This window comes from Flavihumibacter sp. UBA7668 (genome assembly GCF_002483205.1).
In the GTDB taxonomy this organism is placed as follows: Bacteria; Bacteroidota; Bacteroidia; order Chitinophagales; family Chitinophagaceae; genus Flavihumibacter.
Window position 1 is genome coordinate 165,844 of record NZ_DLHM01000004.1, and the last position, 14,265, is coordinate 180,108.

The following is a 14,265-nucleotide window of genomic DNA, read 5'->3' on the forward strand; positions in this document are numbered from 1 at the left end:
AAGTAAGCTGCTCATTTCAACAACTGATCCAAACGCTGCCGGAACAACTTGCCAACAGGAACTACATAGTTATCGATCAATAGCTGGTTGCCCTCTATGCTTTTGATATGCTTATGCGCTATTACAAAGGATCGGTGAACCTGAATAAAGTCGGCTGCCGGCAATTGTTCCAATAAAGAAGATAAGACTCCACGTATGGTAATCTCTTCTTCTTTCAATACAACTTTCACATTATTGCCAGAGGCTTCTAAAAACAAAATAGCATCCAGCGATACCTGTATATGTTTGTTGTTGGCTCGTAAAAAAATTCTTTCCGGCCCGGCTGCCACTGGTTCCTTTGCAGCGCTGGGTGCAGCTCCGGAAATATTTGTACATGCTTTATTCACCGCTTTTAAAAATCGCTCAAAAGAAAAAGGCTTTAATAAATAATCCGCAATATTCAATTCATACCCCTCCAGCGCATGCTCTTTATAGGCCGTGGTTACAATTACCTTAGGCGGATAAGGCAGGGTTTTTAAAAATTCAAACCCATGCAGCTTAGGCATATTTAAATCCAGAAATAGTAAATCCACCGTATTCCGATTAAGGTATTCAATGGCTTCAATCGCATCATAACAATCCTGCATCCGCTTCATATTGGGCAACATGGAACAATACCTGTTAATGATATCATGCGCCATGGACTCATCATCTACTATCATGTATTTTACACTCATAAAGAAAGACTTAATCGAATCCTGTAAATATCCGCATGTGGTGGATCTATTTCCAATTCATGCCTGTCGAAATAAGCTAATTCCAGTCGTTGTTTCAGATTAGTTAATCCAATGCCGGCTTTTTCACTCACCTGCTCCACATCAAAATTATTTTCAATGCTGAAATCGATATGTTTCCGGCTTGCCTTTAAACGGATCTGCACAAATGCATCCTTTCTTAGTTTTTCCACTCCGTGTTTAAATGCATTTTCCACCAGAATAATAAATAACAAGGGCATTAGTTGAACAGTCTTGTCTTCCACATCCACCTCAAAACGAATATCAATCTGCTTATGGTAGCGCATGCGATGCAATTCCATATAATTTTCGAGATAGGTAATTTCATCGCCCAGGCTTACCCAGTCATTTTGTCCCTCATAAATACTGTATCGCATCATGTCCGATAGCTGGAGAATTACTTGCTGCGCTTTTGCCGGATCCTGATCCACCAACCCATACAACATATTCAGTAAATTAAAAAAGAAATGCGGATTTACCTGACTCTTTAAATGCATCAGTTCAACCTGTTTCTTTTCTCTTTTCAACCGTACAATAGACTTGATCTGAACAATAAGCCACCAGATCATCCAAATGGTCATACCGGTAAAAAACAACAGACTAAACACTACATAGCCATCTTCATCTCCAAATACATCATTAAAAATCAGAATTAACAGCGTAGTACCAATAAAAAAGTACGGCACTAATTTTTGAAGAGTACGCTTAGTAAAGAGTTGCTGATAGAAAGGCATTCGGCGAAATTACCCAAAATTCAGCCCCAACCTGCTGGTTGTTACAGATGCCTGCCCGCCTGGGATGAAACGATTCTTTACCGGGATAAAGCAGCTTTTACTGCATAAATAAGCTGTTTATCACGGGTGCTGGCATGTCTGTCCCAAATGCTTTTCTGATCCTTTTACTCCGCCTAGTATTGCAGCCAAATCAATGCACACATGAACGAATTAAGGATTACCAATCTGTCTAAAACCTATCGCAATGGAGTGCAGGCACTCCAGGATATTTCATTGCAAATCCCCAAAGGAATGTTTGGCCTGCTCGGACCAAATGGAGCCGGTAAATCAACGCTTATGCGCACCATAGCCACCCTGCAGCAGGCTGATCAGGGAGAACTTCAGCTCGGCAACATCAATATTAAAACCCATCCGGCTGAACTGCGGAAAGTATTGGGTTATCTGCCCCAGCAATTTGGTTTATATCCATCCATCTCCTCCGAAATGCTGTTGAATCATCTGGCAGTTTTGAAAGGCATCCTGAACAGAAAGGAACGAAAAGAAATTGTGGAAGCACTGCTGCACCGGGTAAACCTGTATGCTGTACGAAAACAAAAATTAGGTGAATTCTCCGGTGGAATGAAACAACGCTTTGGCATCGCCCAGGCACTCCTGAACAGCCCAAAATTATTGATAGTGGATGAGCCAACTGCCGGACTGGATCCGGTGGAACGGAACCGGTTTTATAACCTGCTAAGCGAGGTGGGGGAGGATACCATCGTGATTCTTTCTACGCATATCGTGGAGGATGTGAAAGAATTATGCACCCGCATGGCCATCATGAACCAGGGGAAACTGATTATTCAGGGCAACCCGATTGAAATTATGGAGAGCCTCCAGGGCCGCTTGTATGAGAAAACCATTCCTAAACATGAATTGCAACAATACAAACAGGCCTATCAGGTAATCAGTTCGCGCTTATACCTGGGCAAACAAATTATACATGTAATCAGTGATTCTTACCCGGGTTCCCATTTCAACGCCATCGAGGCAAACCTGGAAGATGTTTATATGCACCGGATTCTTAACAATTAAGCTCAATATTTTATGTGGTATTACTCTTTTATGTTTGAAATAAAGTACCGGCTCAGAAGGCCTGAAACCTATTTGTTCTTTTTGTTTCTGTTGCTGTTTTCACTGGTTGGTGTTGATTTTGTATTTCAGGGTGTTGAGCTTGGTTTAGTAAAAAAGAATGCGCCGCTCGTACTTGCTAAAACAATGGCGGCCATTACCGGCCTGTCTATGATAATCGTATCCATGGTGATGGGTGTACCCATTTTACGCGATGTTAAATACGATATTTTTTCCCTCGTTTATGCAACACCACTATCCAAAAGATCCTATCTCCTGGGCCGTTTCCTGGGATCATTTGTAGTGCTGCTGTTTATTTTCAGTGCAATGCTGCCGGGTATGATGGCTGCAACTTTTATGCCCTGGGCAAATCAGGAGGAATACCTGCCTTTTCAATTTATTCATTACCTGCAGCCTTTTCTCTGGGTGGTACTACCCATCTTGTTTTTCGGTGCATCGGTGTTTTTTGTAACAGGCGCCCTGAGTAAAAGCTGGATGCTGGTTTACACACAGGGGGTAATCATCTTTCTGCTCTTCATTATCAGCAAAAGCATTCCAAATGAAACAGCGCAGGCAATACTGGACCCCTTTTCACTTTCCGCATTAACCGAAACAACCAACAACTGGACAGTTGCAGACAGAAATTCCTTCCTCCTTCCGCTCGCTGGCAGCCTTCTATACAACAAACTCTGCTGGATAGCAGTTGGGATTATTGTTATGCTAATTGGGTATTACCGGTTTAAGATGACTCTTGTGCCGGATAAACCGGGCAGGAACAAACAACAACCAATCATTCCGGTTTCAACCAATCGATTAACAAAAAGCCTTCCTACTGTCAGGACAGTTTTTCATCGTAAAGCAAGACTCACCCAGCTTTTTCTGAATACCTGGTTTCATAGTATTGCTATTCTTAAGCTTAGCTCATTTTGGGCAATTGTTTGCTGCAGTTTCATTGTGCTACTGGTGAATTCTGTGAGCCTCGGTACTTCCTTTGGAGTAGACAGCTATCCTACCACTTACCTGATCATTGAGGAATTAAGAGAAATGTCGCTGTACTTTTTCCTGATCCTGCTAACCTTTTTTTCTGGTGAAATTAGTTGGAAAGAAAGAGATGCCAAAATGGATCAGATTCATGATGCCCTGCCGCTTGATAGCTTCGTTAACATTGGAAGCAGGTTGCTTGCATTATTGCTTATATATTCCATCATAATCTTATCACTGATTGTAGCAGGAATGCTGTTTCAAACATTGAATGGGTATTATCGCTATGAAGTGGATATTTACTTCTTTGGTTTTTTCCTGGAACTGTTTCCATTCCTGGCATTGTACACCCTTGCCGCTTTATTCTTCCAGGCAGTTACGGGCAATAAATTTATAGGCATGCTGGCAACTATTTCCTTTATTGTCATCAATATTGCTATTAGTAAGTTCGGTATCGAACATGTATTAGTCAATTTTGCCGGACAAACACTGCCCGCCTATTCAGATATGAACGGGTACGGACATTTTCTGGCGCCTTATTTTTTGGTGAAAATATATTGGTTATCCTTTGGCGTTCTGCTGCTGATTGTTGCAGGCAACCTGCTGGCAGGAAATAAACGCATAGGAAAGCCGGGTAAGATCAGTTTGGTATGTTTGATCCTCTTCATTGGTACGGGCAGTACTATTTTCTATCATACCAATATCCTGAATGAATACTGGACAAAATCTGAACAGGCAGCCTTCCGGGCTGAATATGAAAAAACGCTGAAGAAATTTGAAACTATTCCCCAACCTAAAATAATCCATGTCAACCTGAAAATTGATTTGTTTCCTTCCCGGCGCGCCTATGCTATTACAGGTAATTTTATGCTTACCAATACAGCAGAAGATCCGATTCAGGAAATTCATCTGCAAAAGCAGATCGCATCCAACCTGGAATTAAAAGAGCTTGTATTTGACCGCAGGGTATCTGTCAACACTACTTATGAAAAATTTCACTATACCATCTATAAACTGGAACAATCCCTGGCACCGGGTGATACGCTCAATATGTCCTTTAAGCAAACCCTGGAACCGCAGGGTTTTGCTACAGACCATACTGTCTCAGATGTTGTTAATAACGGAACTTTTTTTGATAATGGGGTATTACCCGGATTTGGTTATCTCCGAAAATATGAGTTGCAGGAGGAAGAGGATAGAAAAGAGTGGAAGCTGCCGCCACCAACAGGAAAAGCTGGTCGGGAGGATGAATGGGAATTGCTGCAGGCGCGTGGCGGAACAGACTCAAAAGGCACCACCCTTGATATCATCATCAGTACTGATGCGCCACAAACTGCACTAAGTTCCGGCGATTTAATTCAACAATGGAATATAGATGATCGAAATTATTTTCATTACAAAACCAACCAGCTCATCATTCCTTTTTATCCTGTTGTATCGGCTCGGTATGAACTGGTACAAGATCGATTTATTCCGGCAGGATCCTTAACAGGCGAACCAATTGAGCTGGAAATATATTATCAGTCCGGACATGAATACAATCTGTCGCGAATGATGGAATCCATGAAAATGTCCCTCAACTATTATTCTACCCAATTCAGTCCCTATCCCTACAGGCAGCTTCGAATTGTGGAATTTCCCCGGTATCGCAGTTTTGCCCAATCCCTGCCGGGTATTATTCCGTTTTCAGAAGCCATTGGTTTTGTAATGAACATAGATGATAAAAAAGACCTGGACATGCCATTTTTTATTACGGCGCATGAAGTGGCGCATCAATGGTGGGGGATTCAGGTGGAAGCGGCAAATGTACTGGGACAAAAAATGATTCTGGAAACCCTTGCACAGTATGCTGCCATGATGGTATTTAAGGAAAAATACGGCGAAGAAAAATTGCAGCAATTCCTGAAATTTCAATCCGATACCTATCAGGAAGCTAAACTGAAGTCCAAAAAACTGGAGCCACCCCTGGCCTTGGTTGATAAGGAGGAGCATATCTATTATAATAAGGGGGCGCTTGCTATGTACGAATTACAACAGCGTATTGGCGAAAAAAACCTCAATAAAGCGCTGCAAAATTTCCTGCAGCATTGGCGTTCCTTCAACAATCCCGCAAAGCCAAAGCGCTATTCAACCACGGCAGATTTGCTGCACTATTTTCGGCAAGCAGCCCCTGATTCTGCACAGCATTTAATTACAGATTTGTTTGAACGGGAAAATTGAAAAGGGGCCAATTTGGCTTAAACTGACAAAAAATATCACTTATAGCCAATTTGATCGTTCAATTTGGCTATAAGTGCATAAATACCTAACGCGAATTAGCTATCTTGGCTGACCAAAAAGCCGGAAACAGATCTGCATTCCTCGCAGTATATGGCAGACGACGGGTTGGTAAAACCTTCCTGATTCGTAAGGCATTTGACAACCAGTTTGCCTTCCACCTGACCGGAATGGCAAATGTTAACATGGCACAACAACTCACTAATTTTTCTGCTGCTTTAAGGAGGTATGATACCACTGCCGAACTCCATCCTCAGGCAGGAAGCTGGCAGGAAGCCTTTGAACAATTAATCAATTTGCTGGAAAAAAATAAGGAAGAGAAAAAGGTTGTTTTCCTCGACGAACTTCCCTGGCTGGATACAGCACAATCCGGATTCATACCGGCACTGGAACATTTCTGGAATGCCTGGGCAAGTGCAAGAACAGATATCATACTTGTGGTATGTGGTTCAGCGGCTGCCTGGATGATCAATACACTAATCAATAGCAAGGGAGGACTTCATAACCGGGTCACGCATCGCATACGGCTCCAGCCTTTCACCCTGCAGGAATGCGAAGCCTATTTCAAAGCAAAGTCTGCAGGTTTTGACCGTTATCAAATTGTTCTCCTGTATATGGTGATGGGTGGTATCCCGTTTTATTTAGACCAGGTAAATGCAGGACTAAGTGCGGATCAGAATATTGACAAATTATGTTTCACCACGGATGGTATATTACGGGGCGAATTTGATAACCTGTATCATTCCCTGTTTCAAAAAGCAGAACGGCATATTTCTATCATCGAAGCCCTGAGTAAAAAGGGAAGGGGACTTACCCGTGATGAGCTGCTGGAAGCTTCCGGAATGCCCAATGGAGGCGGCACAACCCGCATACTGAAAGAACTGGAAGAAAGCCACTTTATCCGCAGGTATGTTTCCTATGGCAATAAAGAAAAACTAAGCCTCTACCAGTTATCAGATCCTTATTCACTTTTTTATCTTAAATGGATAAAAAGTTCCACCACACTGGATGAAAATAATTGGATAAACCAGCTTGATAGTCCACAGAAAAGAGCCTGGACTGGTTATGCTTTTGAACAGGTTTGTCTGGAGCATATTGGACAAATAAAAAAAGCATTGGGTATAACCGGTATTCAGACTACCACTTCCTCCTGGGTCAGTCGCGATAAAGAGCAGGGGGCACAGGTAGACCTGGTAATTGACCGCAGAGACAGAGTGATCAATTTTTGTGAAATGAAGTTCTCTATTCATCCGTTTACGATAACAAAAGGATATGCAGAAGAGCTGGTCCAAAAAATACAGGTATTCAAAGAACAGACAAAAACTACCAAAGCAATATACCTTACGATGATAACCACCTTTGGGTTGGCTTCCAATGCCTATGCATCCTCAATGGTTAGAAACAGCTTTGATCTGGATGTTTTATTTGACTAATTTAAATAGCCCTTAATTACAATTATAAAGGATCTGCTCACTGTAATTGGCTCCGTTGGAAGAACTCACCTGTCGCCGGGTAATTTTGCCTTCATCATCTTCTGTATAAGTATGCGTGGTAACCGTTCCGGAGGGAGATTTGACGGTTTTTATTCTGTTTTTATTGCGGATGATTTTATATCCCACTTCGAGTTCTCCAATGCCTGCGTTTTCGCCTTGCTGAAATAACTCATCGGCTGAAAAAGTGTAGCTAGTCATATCGCCATCCTGCTCCGTTTCAGCCACCATATTTCCTTCTGTCCATTGATAATAGGTATGTTTTGGTGAAACACTGCTGTGGGTTGTAGTTGATTTTTTGATTACGCGGGTTCCTTCGTATTCATATAGTTCTTCTCTCCAGGTATTGTTGGGATATTCCACTTTAATTTTAGTTGCAAAACCGTTGTCATTGACGGTGATGGTTCTTTTATAATGAGGATTGCCATCCAGTGTTTGTGTGTTAATCACTGTATTGCCGTTATAGGTTAATATATTTTCATAACCGGAATATTGATGTTTGATTAATCGCTTTTGCCCGTCATAGCTAAAAATATGGGGTTCAAAACCATCTCTTTCAGTTCGTGTAACCAGGCAGTTTGCAAATGGATTTGTTTCTTCCGGAGTTGTGGTGTTATTGTCGTCATCGCTTTTGCTGCAATTAACAAAGAAGAGCGCAACCAGCGCCGCGAATAAGGTTTGTTTCATGGTTTAAGTAATTGTGGACTAAAACTATCTATTCGCGTTCGTTGATACAATACCGTAATAGGGTGATATCCTATTCATCACATTTTTCACCCCTTTCGTACCATCTTTTTTCTTAGCAAAAGAATCAGACCTATTCTTGCATAAACAAACCGGAACATGCAGATTCACTGGAGACAACATGAACAGCTCGTTGCAATAAGCATATTCATTATTCTACTTGTAAATGAAATTATTGGTCTGCCCAACCAAACCACTGGCGACCCAATTCAAAATCACCTCGCACCGTTCTTATTACTCTACGGCTCCACAGTTTCGCTGGTGCTGGGTGCCAACTATTGGATTAAAAAGCAGCAGGTATCACTGATTCCTGCATTTATTGCACTGCTTTTATCGTGGGTACTGTTATCTGCCTTGTTTGCCGGTGGTTTTTATCTCAGGCACTTCTACCTGCAACCCGGCTTAGGTAACACCATATTCACTACAGAAGCCTGGAAATCGGGCATGCAGGATGCCGGAATCCTGTTGATCGTTTACGCCAACTATCTGTACTTCCGCGAATCAATGATCCATTGGCTGCTAAAAGCACCAGGGCAACCGCAGTTTCGCACGATGGTTACCAATAAAATCACTGCAATTTTATTCAGCTACGTAGCTGTTGGTGTTTTCCTGTATCTAACCGGTCCGTTACGTGGCGATGGTCCCGCTATTGTGTATGTATTCCTTCTCTTACCAGCCATTCTGATAGTACTGATTAATGTATACGGAATATTTCCTGCAGTCAGCCTCTACACAAAAGGTACTGCTCAATGGTGGAAACGCCTGCTTATTTTTCCGGTAATCTTTACGGTTATTGTTGCCGCAGGCTACTTTGTTGTCATTAAAAGAATAGAACCACTACCGCCAATCATTCTTTTGCTGATCCTGCTACTGGTGGTCACTCCGCTTTCCTGGCTACTCTACCAAAAACAAAAAGCACAAATCAATTCGCTTCAGCAAATGGAAAAGGAACTGGGACAGCAAAAAGCCGATCTGGCCTTCCTTCGCTCCCAGATTAATCCGCATTTTCTATTTAATTCACTTAATACGCTGTATGCATTAGCCTTACAGGAATCGGCAGTTAAAACGTCCACCGGCATTCAACAATTGGGCGATATGATGCGCTTCATGCTGCATGAAAACAATCGCGATCGTATTCCATTGCAACGCGAACTGGATTATATCCGAAACTACCTTTCACTGCAGTTATTGCGCCTAAATAATATCAATGGCATTCAGATAAGCAGTTCAATTGGTGAGCAACACAACAACCTGCTGATTGCACCAATGCTGCTGATCCCATTTATCGAAAACGCCTTCAAACATGGAATCAGCATCACGCATCCTTCTTTTATCACCATAAACTGCTACTGCAACCAACAACAGGTTTTTCTGGATCTGGTCAACAGCAAACACCCCTCCAATGCAACTCAACTTAGTGAAACCGGCGCATCCGGCATTGGTTTGGAAAACGTACAACAACGCTTGCAACTGCTCTATCCCCAACAACACTCCCTCACCATTCAGCAGGACAATAGCACTTATCAAATACACTTAACCGTACAGTTAACAACTTCATCATGATAAAAATTATTCTGTTCAGTATTGCCTTCTTTTCCTGTATCGCTGCCAGGGCACAGATTACCATCTCCGGAACGGCTGATAAGGCAGCCGGACAATCCATTGAACTCACCCTGTATACGGCCGATAATTATTACGATTTGTACACACAAAAAACAATTGTTGATAAGAAAAATCGGTTTTCATTCAGCGTATCGGTCTCCAAGCCCGTTTTTGCCAGGATAAAAGGAAACAACTGGCAACAGCTCCTGTTACTCACCAATGGCAGATCATTACATATAGTTCAGGATACCACCGGCACAATCCAATTCAGCGGCACTGCTGCAACTGAAAATAACCTGATACAGCAAACTGCCCTGGCCATACAACCGTTTTTTATGCAACCTGCCGATTCCAACCCTTATGTAAAATTGAATTATGACCAATGGCAGCAGCAGGTTTGGCCGGTTATAGAGAAAGAGCTATCGCGCTATAATAGCAGCATTGCGCAATCGGCAATTCCTGCCGCCTTAAAAAAACTGTTGACCGATGAAGTTCGGTTTATCTGGCAGTCTTACCTGTTTGACTTCACCAATAATAATTTGAGCTGGGCGAAGAACCTTTCCCGTAATGAACTGCTGGATCAGGTAATGGCCTGGCAGCCAATGCCGGATAGTACACAACTCATCAGCGGATTCTTTGCCAATCGAATGATGAGTAATCGGGCACATTACGAACTGAATAAACTAGCCAGACCAATTCCCGGAGATACAGCTGGTATTGAATCGCGCGCTTCACGGTATCTGAACATGCCATTTGAGCAAATCAGTCAGCTGCTAAAAACCTATGGAGAACGGTATATTCTGGGCTGGTTATATGCAAGAAATCATCTTCCCGCCTCACTGCAGGATAAAATGCTGGCCAACAAAATTGAAGACGCCGTTGCACAGGGTGATTTTTCGGCGGCGCTGTTTTTATATGATACTTTGCGATCCGCTTTTCCTTCAAGCAGTTATCTGCCTGCAATAACTAAATTAACACAGGAGGTGAAAAGCAGGCTTACAGCACTGGATGGCTCCAATATTCATTTTATTCAACCCGGAAGTATTTCAAATCTGAAGGAGCTGGCTGCGTTGTACCCGGGTAAGGTAATTTATCTTGATATTTGGGGAACCTGGTGCGTTCCATGTAAAGACGAAATGAAATATGTTGCCGAATTGAAGCAGCAATTCAAGGGTAAAGATGTTGTTTTTTTCTATCTTGATATGGATGCACCTCACCGAAAATCAACCTGGGAGCAGTATGTAAAATACCATTCGATCACCGGGGAACATTATTATATGACCAATGAAGAGATGGCTTCCATCTGGAAAGAAATCGAAAAAGCAGGTGGAAAATCAAATCTTTATCCAACCTATGTGTTGTTTAATAAACGAGGTGAAATTCTGCATGCAAATGCCAGGCGGCCAAGTGAGAAAGAACTGCTATACGAACAAATTGAAACAGTTTTGAAATAAACCTAACTATGAAGCAGGTACTTAATGCAATTGCTGTTGATGATGAACCGCTGGCGCTAACGGTTGTGCAATCGCTTTGCAAAACGGTGCCCTATGTAAACCTGGTGGGCAGTTATCATCATCCGCAGGAAGCGATGGAGGCACTCGGCAGGCAAAAAACAGACCTGCTGTTTCTTGATATCCGGATGCCGGATCTTTCGGGGATTGAGTTTCTTCAGCAGTTGGAAAATCCTCCGCTTACCATTTTTACCACTGCGCACAGTGAACATGCAGTACAAAGTTTTGAGCTGGATGCTATAGATTATCTGTTGAAACCTTTCTCTGCGGAACGATTTGCCAAAGCATGTGTTAAGGCTTTGGAAATGCATGTACTGCGATTACAGATTGCAGAGCAACGATTTATTATGGTAAAGTCGGGCTACGAGCAAATTAAACTGCCCTTGCAGGATTTGCTGCTCGTACAAAGTGCGGGAAACTATGTGCAGTTTGTATTGTCCACGCATAAAATAGTTTCACGCTTAACCATGTCGGAAGCCGCAGCCTTATTACCCGCTCAGGAATTTCAGCGGATCCACCGGTCCTATATTGTTTCCCGTGCAAAAATCACCAGACAGGATCGTACAAGTGTAAATATTGGCAATTATTCATTGCCAATAGGGAGTGGGTACGCCAATGGGTAGCAATCGTATTACAGATTATTACAGAATACCATATTTTTTCAGCGGTAAAATTTTATACATTTCGAATATTAAATTAATGCAAATTGAAGTTCACAGTAGGTTTGTTTATACAATAACCTTAGAGGTTTGGGAATTTTTTCTGATTATGATTGCAGTTGGCATAATTTCTTCGTTACTAACAATTAGGTGGTTAAAATCAAAAAGCTAAATCATTTTATAAAGTTAAGCTGATAAATTTATATTACGATGATTGTACCTGCTATGACTGTGAATGAGATTCACAAGGAAGTTTATGAGGATCTTAAAAAAAGCTTGTTTTGAATAGTCGGCACTTTCCATTGACTAAAAGTTATGATTGGATTTCAAGAGAAAAGAAAAATTTGTTTATAGTTGACTTTACTGCCAGAAAAAGAAGTGATTGGGATAAACCAATTTTAAGAATTTATGGAGCCTATTATCGCCAGGAAGGAAACTATGCTTTCTCTGTGACAGTAGATAAAGGAATATTATCTATATATGCACCACATTTTTTTAGCAGGTATAAGGAGCGAATCTTAAAAGATACATTCTTATCGAAAGAAGAAGTTATCAGGCATTATTTCAGGAACGACTGGGGTTTTATGGGAACAGTTGTTAATCGTAAGTTTGAAAACGTTTTATTTAGCTTTGAAGACAAATCTGAAAATAATGAAATAGATTTTGTGGCAGCAACATCTTTGGGTTATTGCTTTGGTATAAAGCAGGGAAAAGTAAATATTATCAAGACTATCATTTCACACGAGATGCTGTTTTATGATCAGAAGGAAGTATTTGCTGATTTGAGACGCGCATTCAATGAGGCTAATAGAGAAAGATATTCTTAGTACAAACATAAATCTTTTACAATGTGAAAGTTTGTTATTAAAACAGGCTCTAACAGCCAGTATTATTTTAGTCTGAAAGCAGACAATGGCCAGAAAATTTTAACTAGTGAATGATATACTTCCAAAGTTGCCTGCCAGGGTGGTATCGATTCAGTAAAATCCAATGCAAAAGATGACAGTAAATACGAGAAGAAAACTTCCACTAACAACAAGTATTATTTCAACCTGAAAGCCTCAAACGGTCAAATTATTGGCACCAGTGAAATGTACGAGTCTTCATCTGCTCGTGATGCCGGTATTGAATCCCTTCGTATCCCCATTTTGAACGTTCGTACTATTAATTATTCTGTTGGTGTGATTTCATTTGGAAACAGCCCCCATTCTTTCTTATTCTTGGGGCTGACACACCAAATCTTATCTTATGTTCAAAATTTCAACGCCGGATATTAAAGTCCGGCACCACCACTTATCCGAATGCCGCAGGTATGCATTACAAGCCATCGAAGACAAATACCTGCATTCCTTCTATTCCTCCCTCGATGCCCCCGATTACTCCTTACTGGAAAAAGCATTTATGGACTGCTATTTTGCACCCGTAATTGCCTATGTCTGATGGCGTCAATACACCGGACAACTAAACGAGCACATTCCCATCCTCGCTTTCGACGATTCCGCTGTTATTGAAATAGCCGTTTCTATTGCCGATAAAGCAGGCACTGCAATTGAATCCGGTTTCGCTCTTCCGGCAAATCGGCACGGCAAATGGTTCTATACCGTTACTACCAATAACCGTGCAATTGACGGTTGCAGCATTACCGTGGAAGCATCAGATTATCCCGGTAATAAAACTGCTCTGACCTTTAAAATACCTGACTAAAAAAGGGTGTTTTAACGGTATGATTTTTTCCAAACTGTATTTAGATTTAAATATGAGTAAGGATTTCTACGTCTTGTTTCTATTACAAGAATAATAAAGTAAATACGCTACGATTCCTAAAATGATTTCTCTGTTCCTCATTTAGGTTTTAAAATACCTATTCGCATCGATTCTTCTTTAAACCAATGTTCAAGTTTAGTCCTATTTGCTATAATGTATTTATTTGCTTGCGATTGCTCAGAAAAAGTATAGCGACTATTTTTACCAACGTCTGAATATGCTCCTAATTAATTGATGAGATAAAGTAGATTGGCTGCATGCTATCGTATTTAATAGCAGTTCCCATTGTGATCCGATGATTTTTGACCAAAGTTAAATCGCATTTAAGGGAATCTATATAATAGAAATAAAAGTTAAGTTTTGTTGTATCGTTAAATTATTTAAGTGTAACCAATTTAAACGGCAAAGAAGCGAAAGTTATCTAGTCATTAATTCCAAAGTGAACTGACAAGTATCTTTGCAATGAATACAGTACAGCATCTACCTTGTATAATCATATTATAGCTCCAATTGCTTTTGTATAATTTCAAGAGGATGTCCTTTTCAATATCTTCATAATTAATTGCATGTACATCTTGAATTGATTGGCGATCTAAACAAGATTGGGTTATAATCTATGC

The 14,265-nt window shown here is 41.1% G+C and carries 11 protein-coding genes and 1 pseudogene; 9 read left to right on the forward strand and 3 right to left on the reverse strand.

Features of this window, described 5'->3' with window-relative positions:
- Positions 1–11 precede the first annotated feature (11 nt).
- Together B2746_RS08800 and B2746_RS08805 are read right to left on the reverse strand one after the other, a co-directional pair.
- On the reverse strand, positions 12–716 hold the full coding sequence (locus B2746_RS08800; RefSeq protein ID WP_290792481.1) for a LytR/AlgR family response regulator transcription factor: 705 nt from the start codon (positions 714–716) through the stop codon (positions 12–14).
- A complete protein-coding gene (locus B2746_RS08805; RefSeq protein ID WP_290792482.1) occupies positions 713–1,507 on the reverse strand; it encodes a sensor histidine kinase in 795 nt (264 codons plus the stop codon). The genes B2746_RS08800 and B2746_RS08805 overlap by 4 nt, the downstream gene beginning before the upstream one ends.
- A gap of 201 nt (positions 1,508–1,708) precedes the next feature.
- On the opposite strand from B2746_RS08805, the gene B2746_RS08810 reads away from it, so the two are divergent.
- From B2746_RS08810 to B2746_RS08820, 3 genes are all read left to right on the forward strand, one after another.
- Positions 1,709–2,581 (forward strand): ABC transporter ATP-binding protein, encoded by an 873-nt coding sequence (locus B2746_RS08810; RefSeq protein ID WP_290792483.1) that lies wholly within the window; start codon positions 1,709–1,711, stop codon positions 2,579–2,581.
- A gap of 30 nt (positions 2,582–2,611) precedes the next feature.
- The gene (locus tag B2746_RS08815) at positions 2,612–5,818 is read left to right on the forward strand and encodes an ABC transporter permease/M1 family aminopeptidase (protein ID WP_290792484.1); all 3,207 of its coding nucleotides are present in this window, start codon (positions 2,612–2,614) and stop codon (positions 5,816–5,818) included.
- Between the two features lie 104 nt (positions 5,819–5,922).
- Positions 5,923–7,308 carry an AAA family ATPase gene (locus tag B2746_RS08820; RefSeq protein ID WP_290792485.1) on the forward strand — a complete coding sequence of 462 codons (1,386 nt, stop codon included), beginning with the start codon at positions 5,923–5,925 and terminating at the stop codon, positions 7,306–7,308.
- A 12-nt stretch (positions 7,309–7,320) separates the two neighbouring features.
- On the opposite strand, the gene B2746_RS08825 is transcribed toward B2746_RS08820, so the two are convergent.
- Positions 7,321–8,052, reverse strand: a complete 732-nt coding sequence (locus B2746_RS08825) for a hypothetical protein (protein ID WP_290792486.1) — start codon at positions 8,050–8,052, stop codon at positions 7,321–7,323.
- Between the two features lie 156 nt (positions 8,053–8,208).
- Here B2746_RS08825 and B2746_RS08830 point away from each other — a divergent pair, with 156 nt between their 5' ends.
- The 6 genes and pseudogenes from B2746_RS08830 (at position 8,209) to B2746_RS08855 (ending at position 13,321) form a co-directional block, all read left to right on the forward strand.
- Positions 8,209–9,672 carry a sensor histidine kinase gene (locus tag B2746_RS08830; RefSeq protein ID WP_290792487.1) on the forward strand — a complete coding sequence of 488 codons (1,464 nt, stop codon included), beginning with the start codon at positions 8,209–8,211 and terminating at the stop codon, positions 9,670–9,672.
- Positions 9,669–11,165, forward strand: a complete 1,497-nt coding sequence (locus B2746_RS08835) for a TlpA family protein disulfide reductase (RefSeq protein ID WP_290792488.1) — start codon at positions 9,669–9,671, stop codon at positions 11,163–11,165. Before B2746_RS08830 ends, B2746_RS08835 begins: the two co-directional genes overlap by 4 nt.
- 8 nt (positions 11,166–11,173) lie before the next feature.
- Positions 11,174–11,845: a LytR/AlgR family response regulator transcription factor gene (locus B2746_RS08840; RefSeq protein WP_290792489.1), complete on the forward strand. Its 672-nt coding sequence runs from the start codon at positions 11,174–11,176 to the stop codon at positions 11,843–11,845.
- 317 nt (positions 11,846–12,162) lie between these two features.
- Complete coding sequence (locus B2746_RS08845) at positions 12,163–12,708, forward strand: hypothetical protein (protein ID WP_290792490.1); 546 nt, start codon at positions 12,163–12,165, stop codon at positions 12,706–12,708.
- A gap of 36 nt (positions 12,709–12,744) precedes the next feature.
- Positions 12,745–13,158 (forward strand): annotated as a pseudogene (locus tag B2746_RS08850) (YegP family protein).
- Entirely contained in the window at positions 13,130–13,321 is a 192-nt protein-coding gene (locus B2746_RS08855) for a hypothetical protein (RefSeq protein ID WP_290792491.1), read from the forward strand. Before B2746_RS08850 ends, B2746_RS08855 begins: the two are co-directional and overlap by 29 nt.
- The last annotated feature ends 944 nt before the right edge of the window (positions 13,322–14,265 follow it).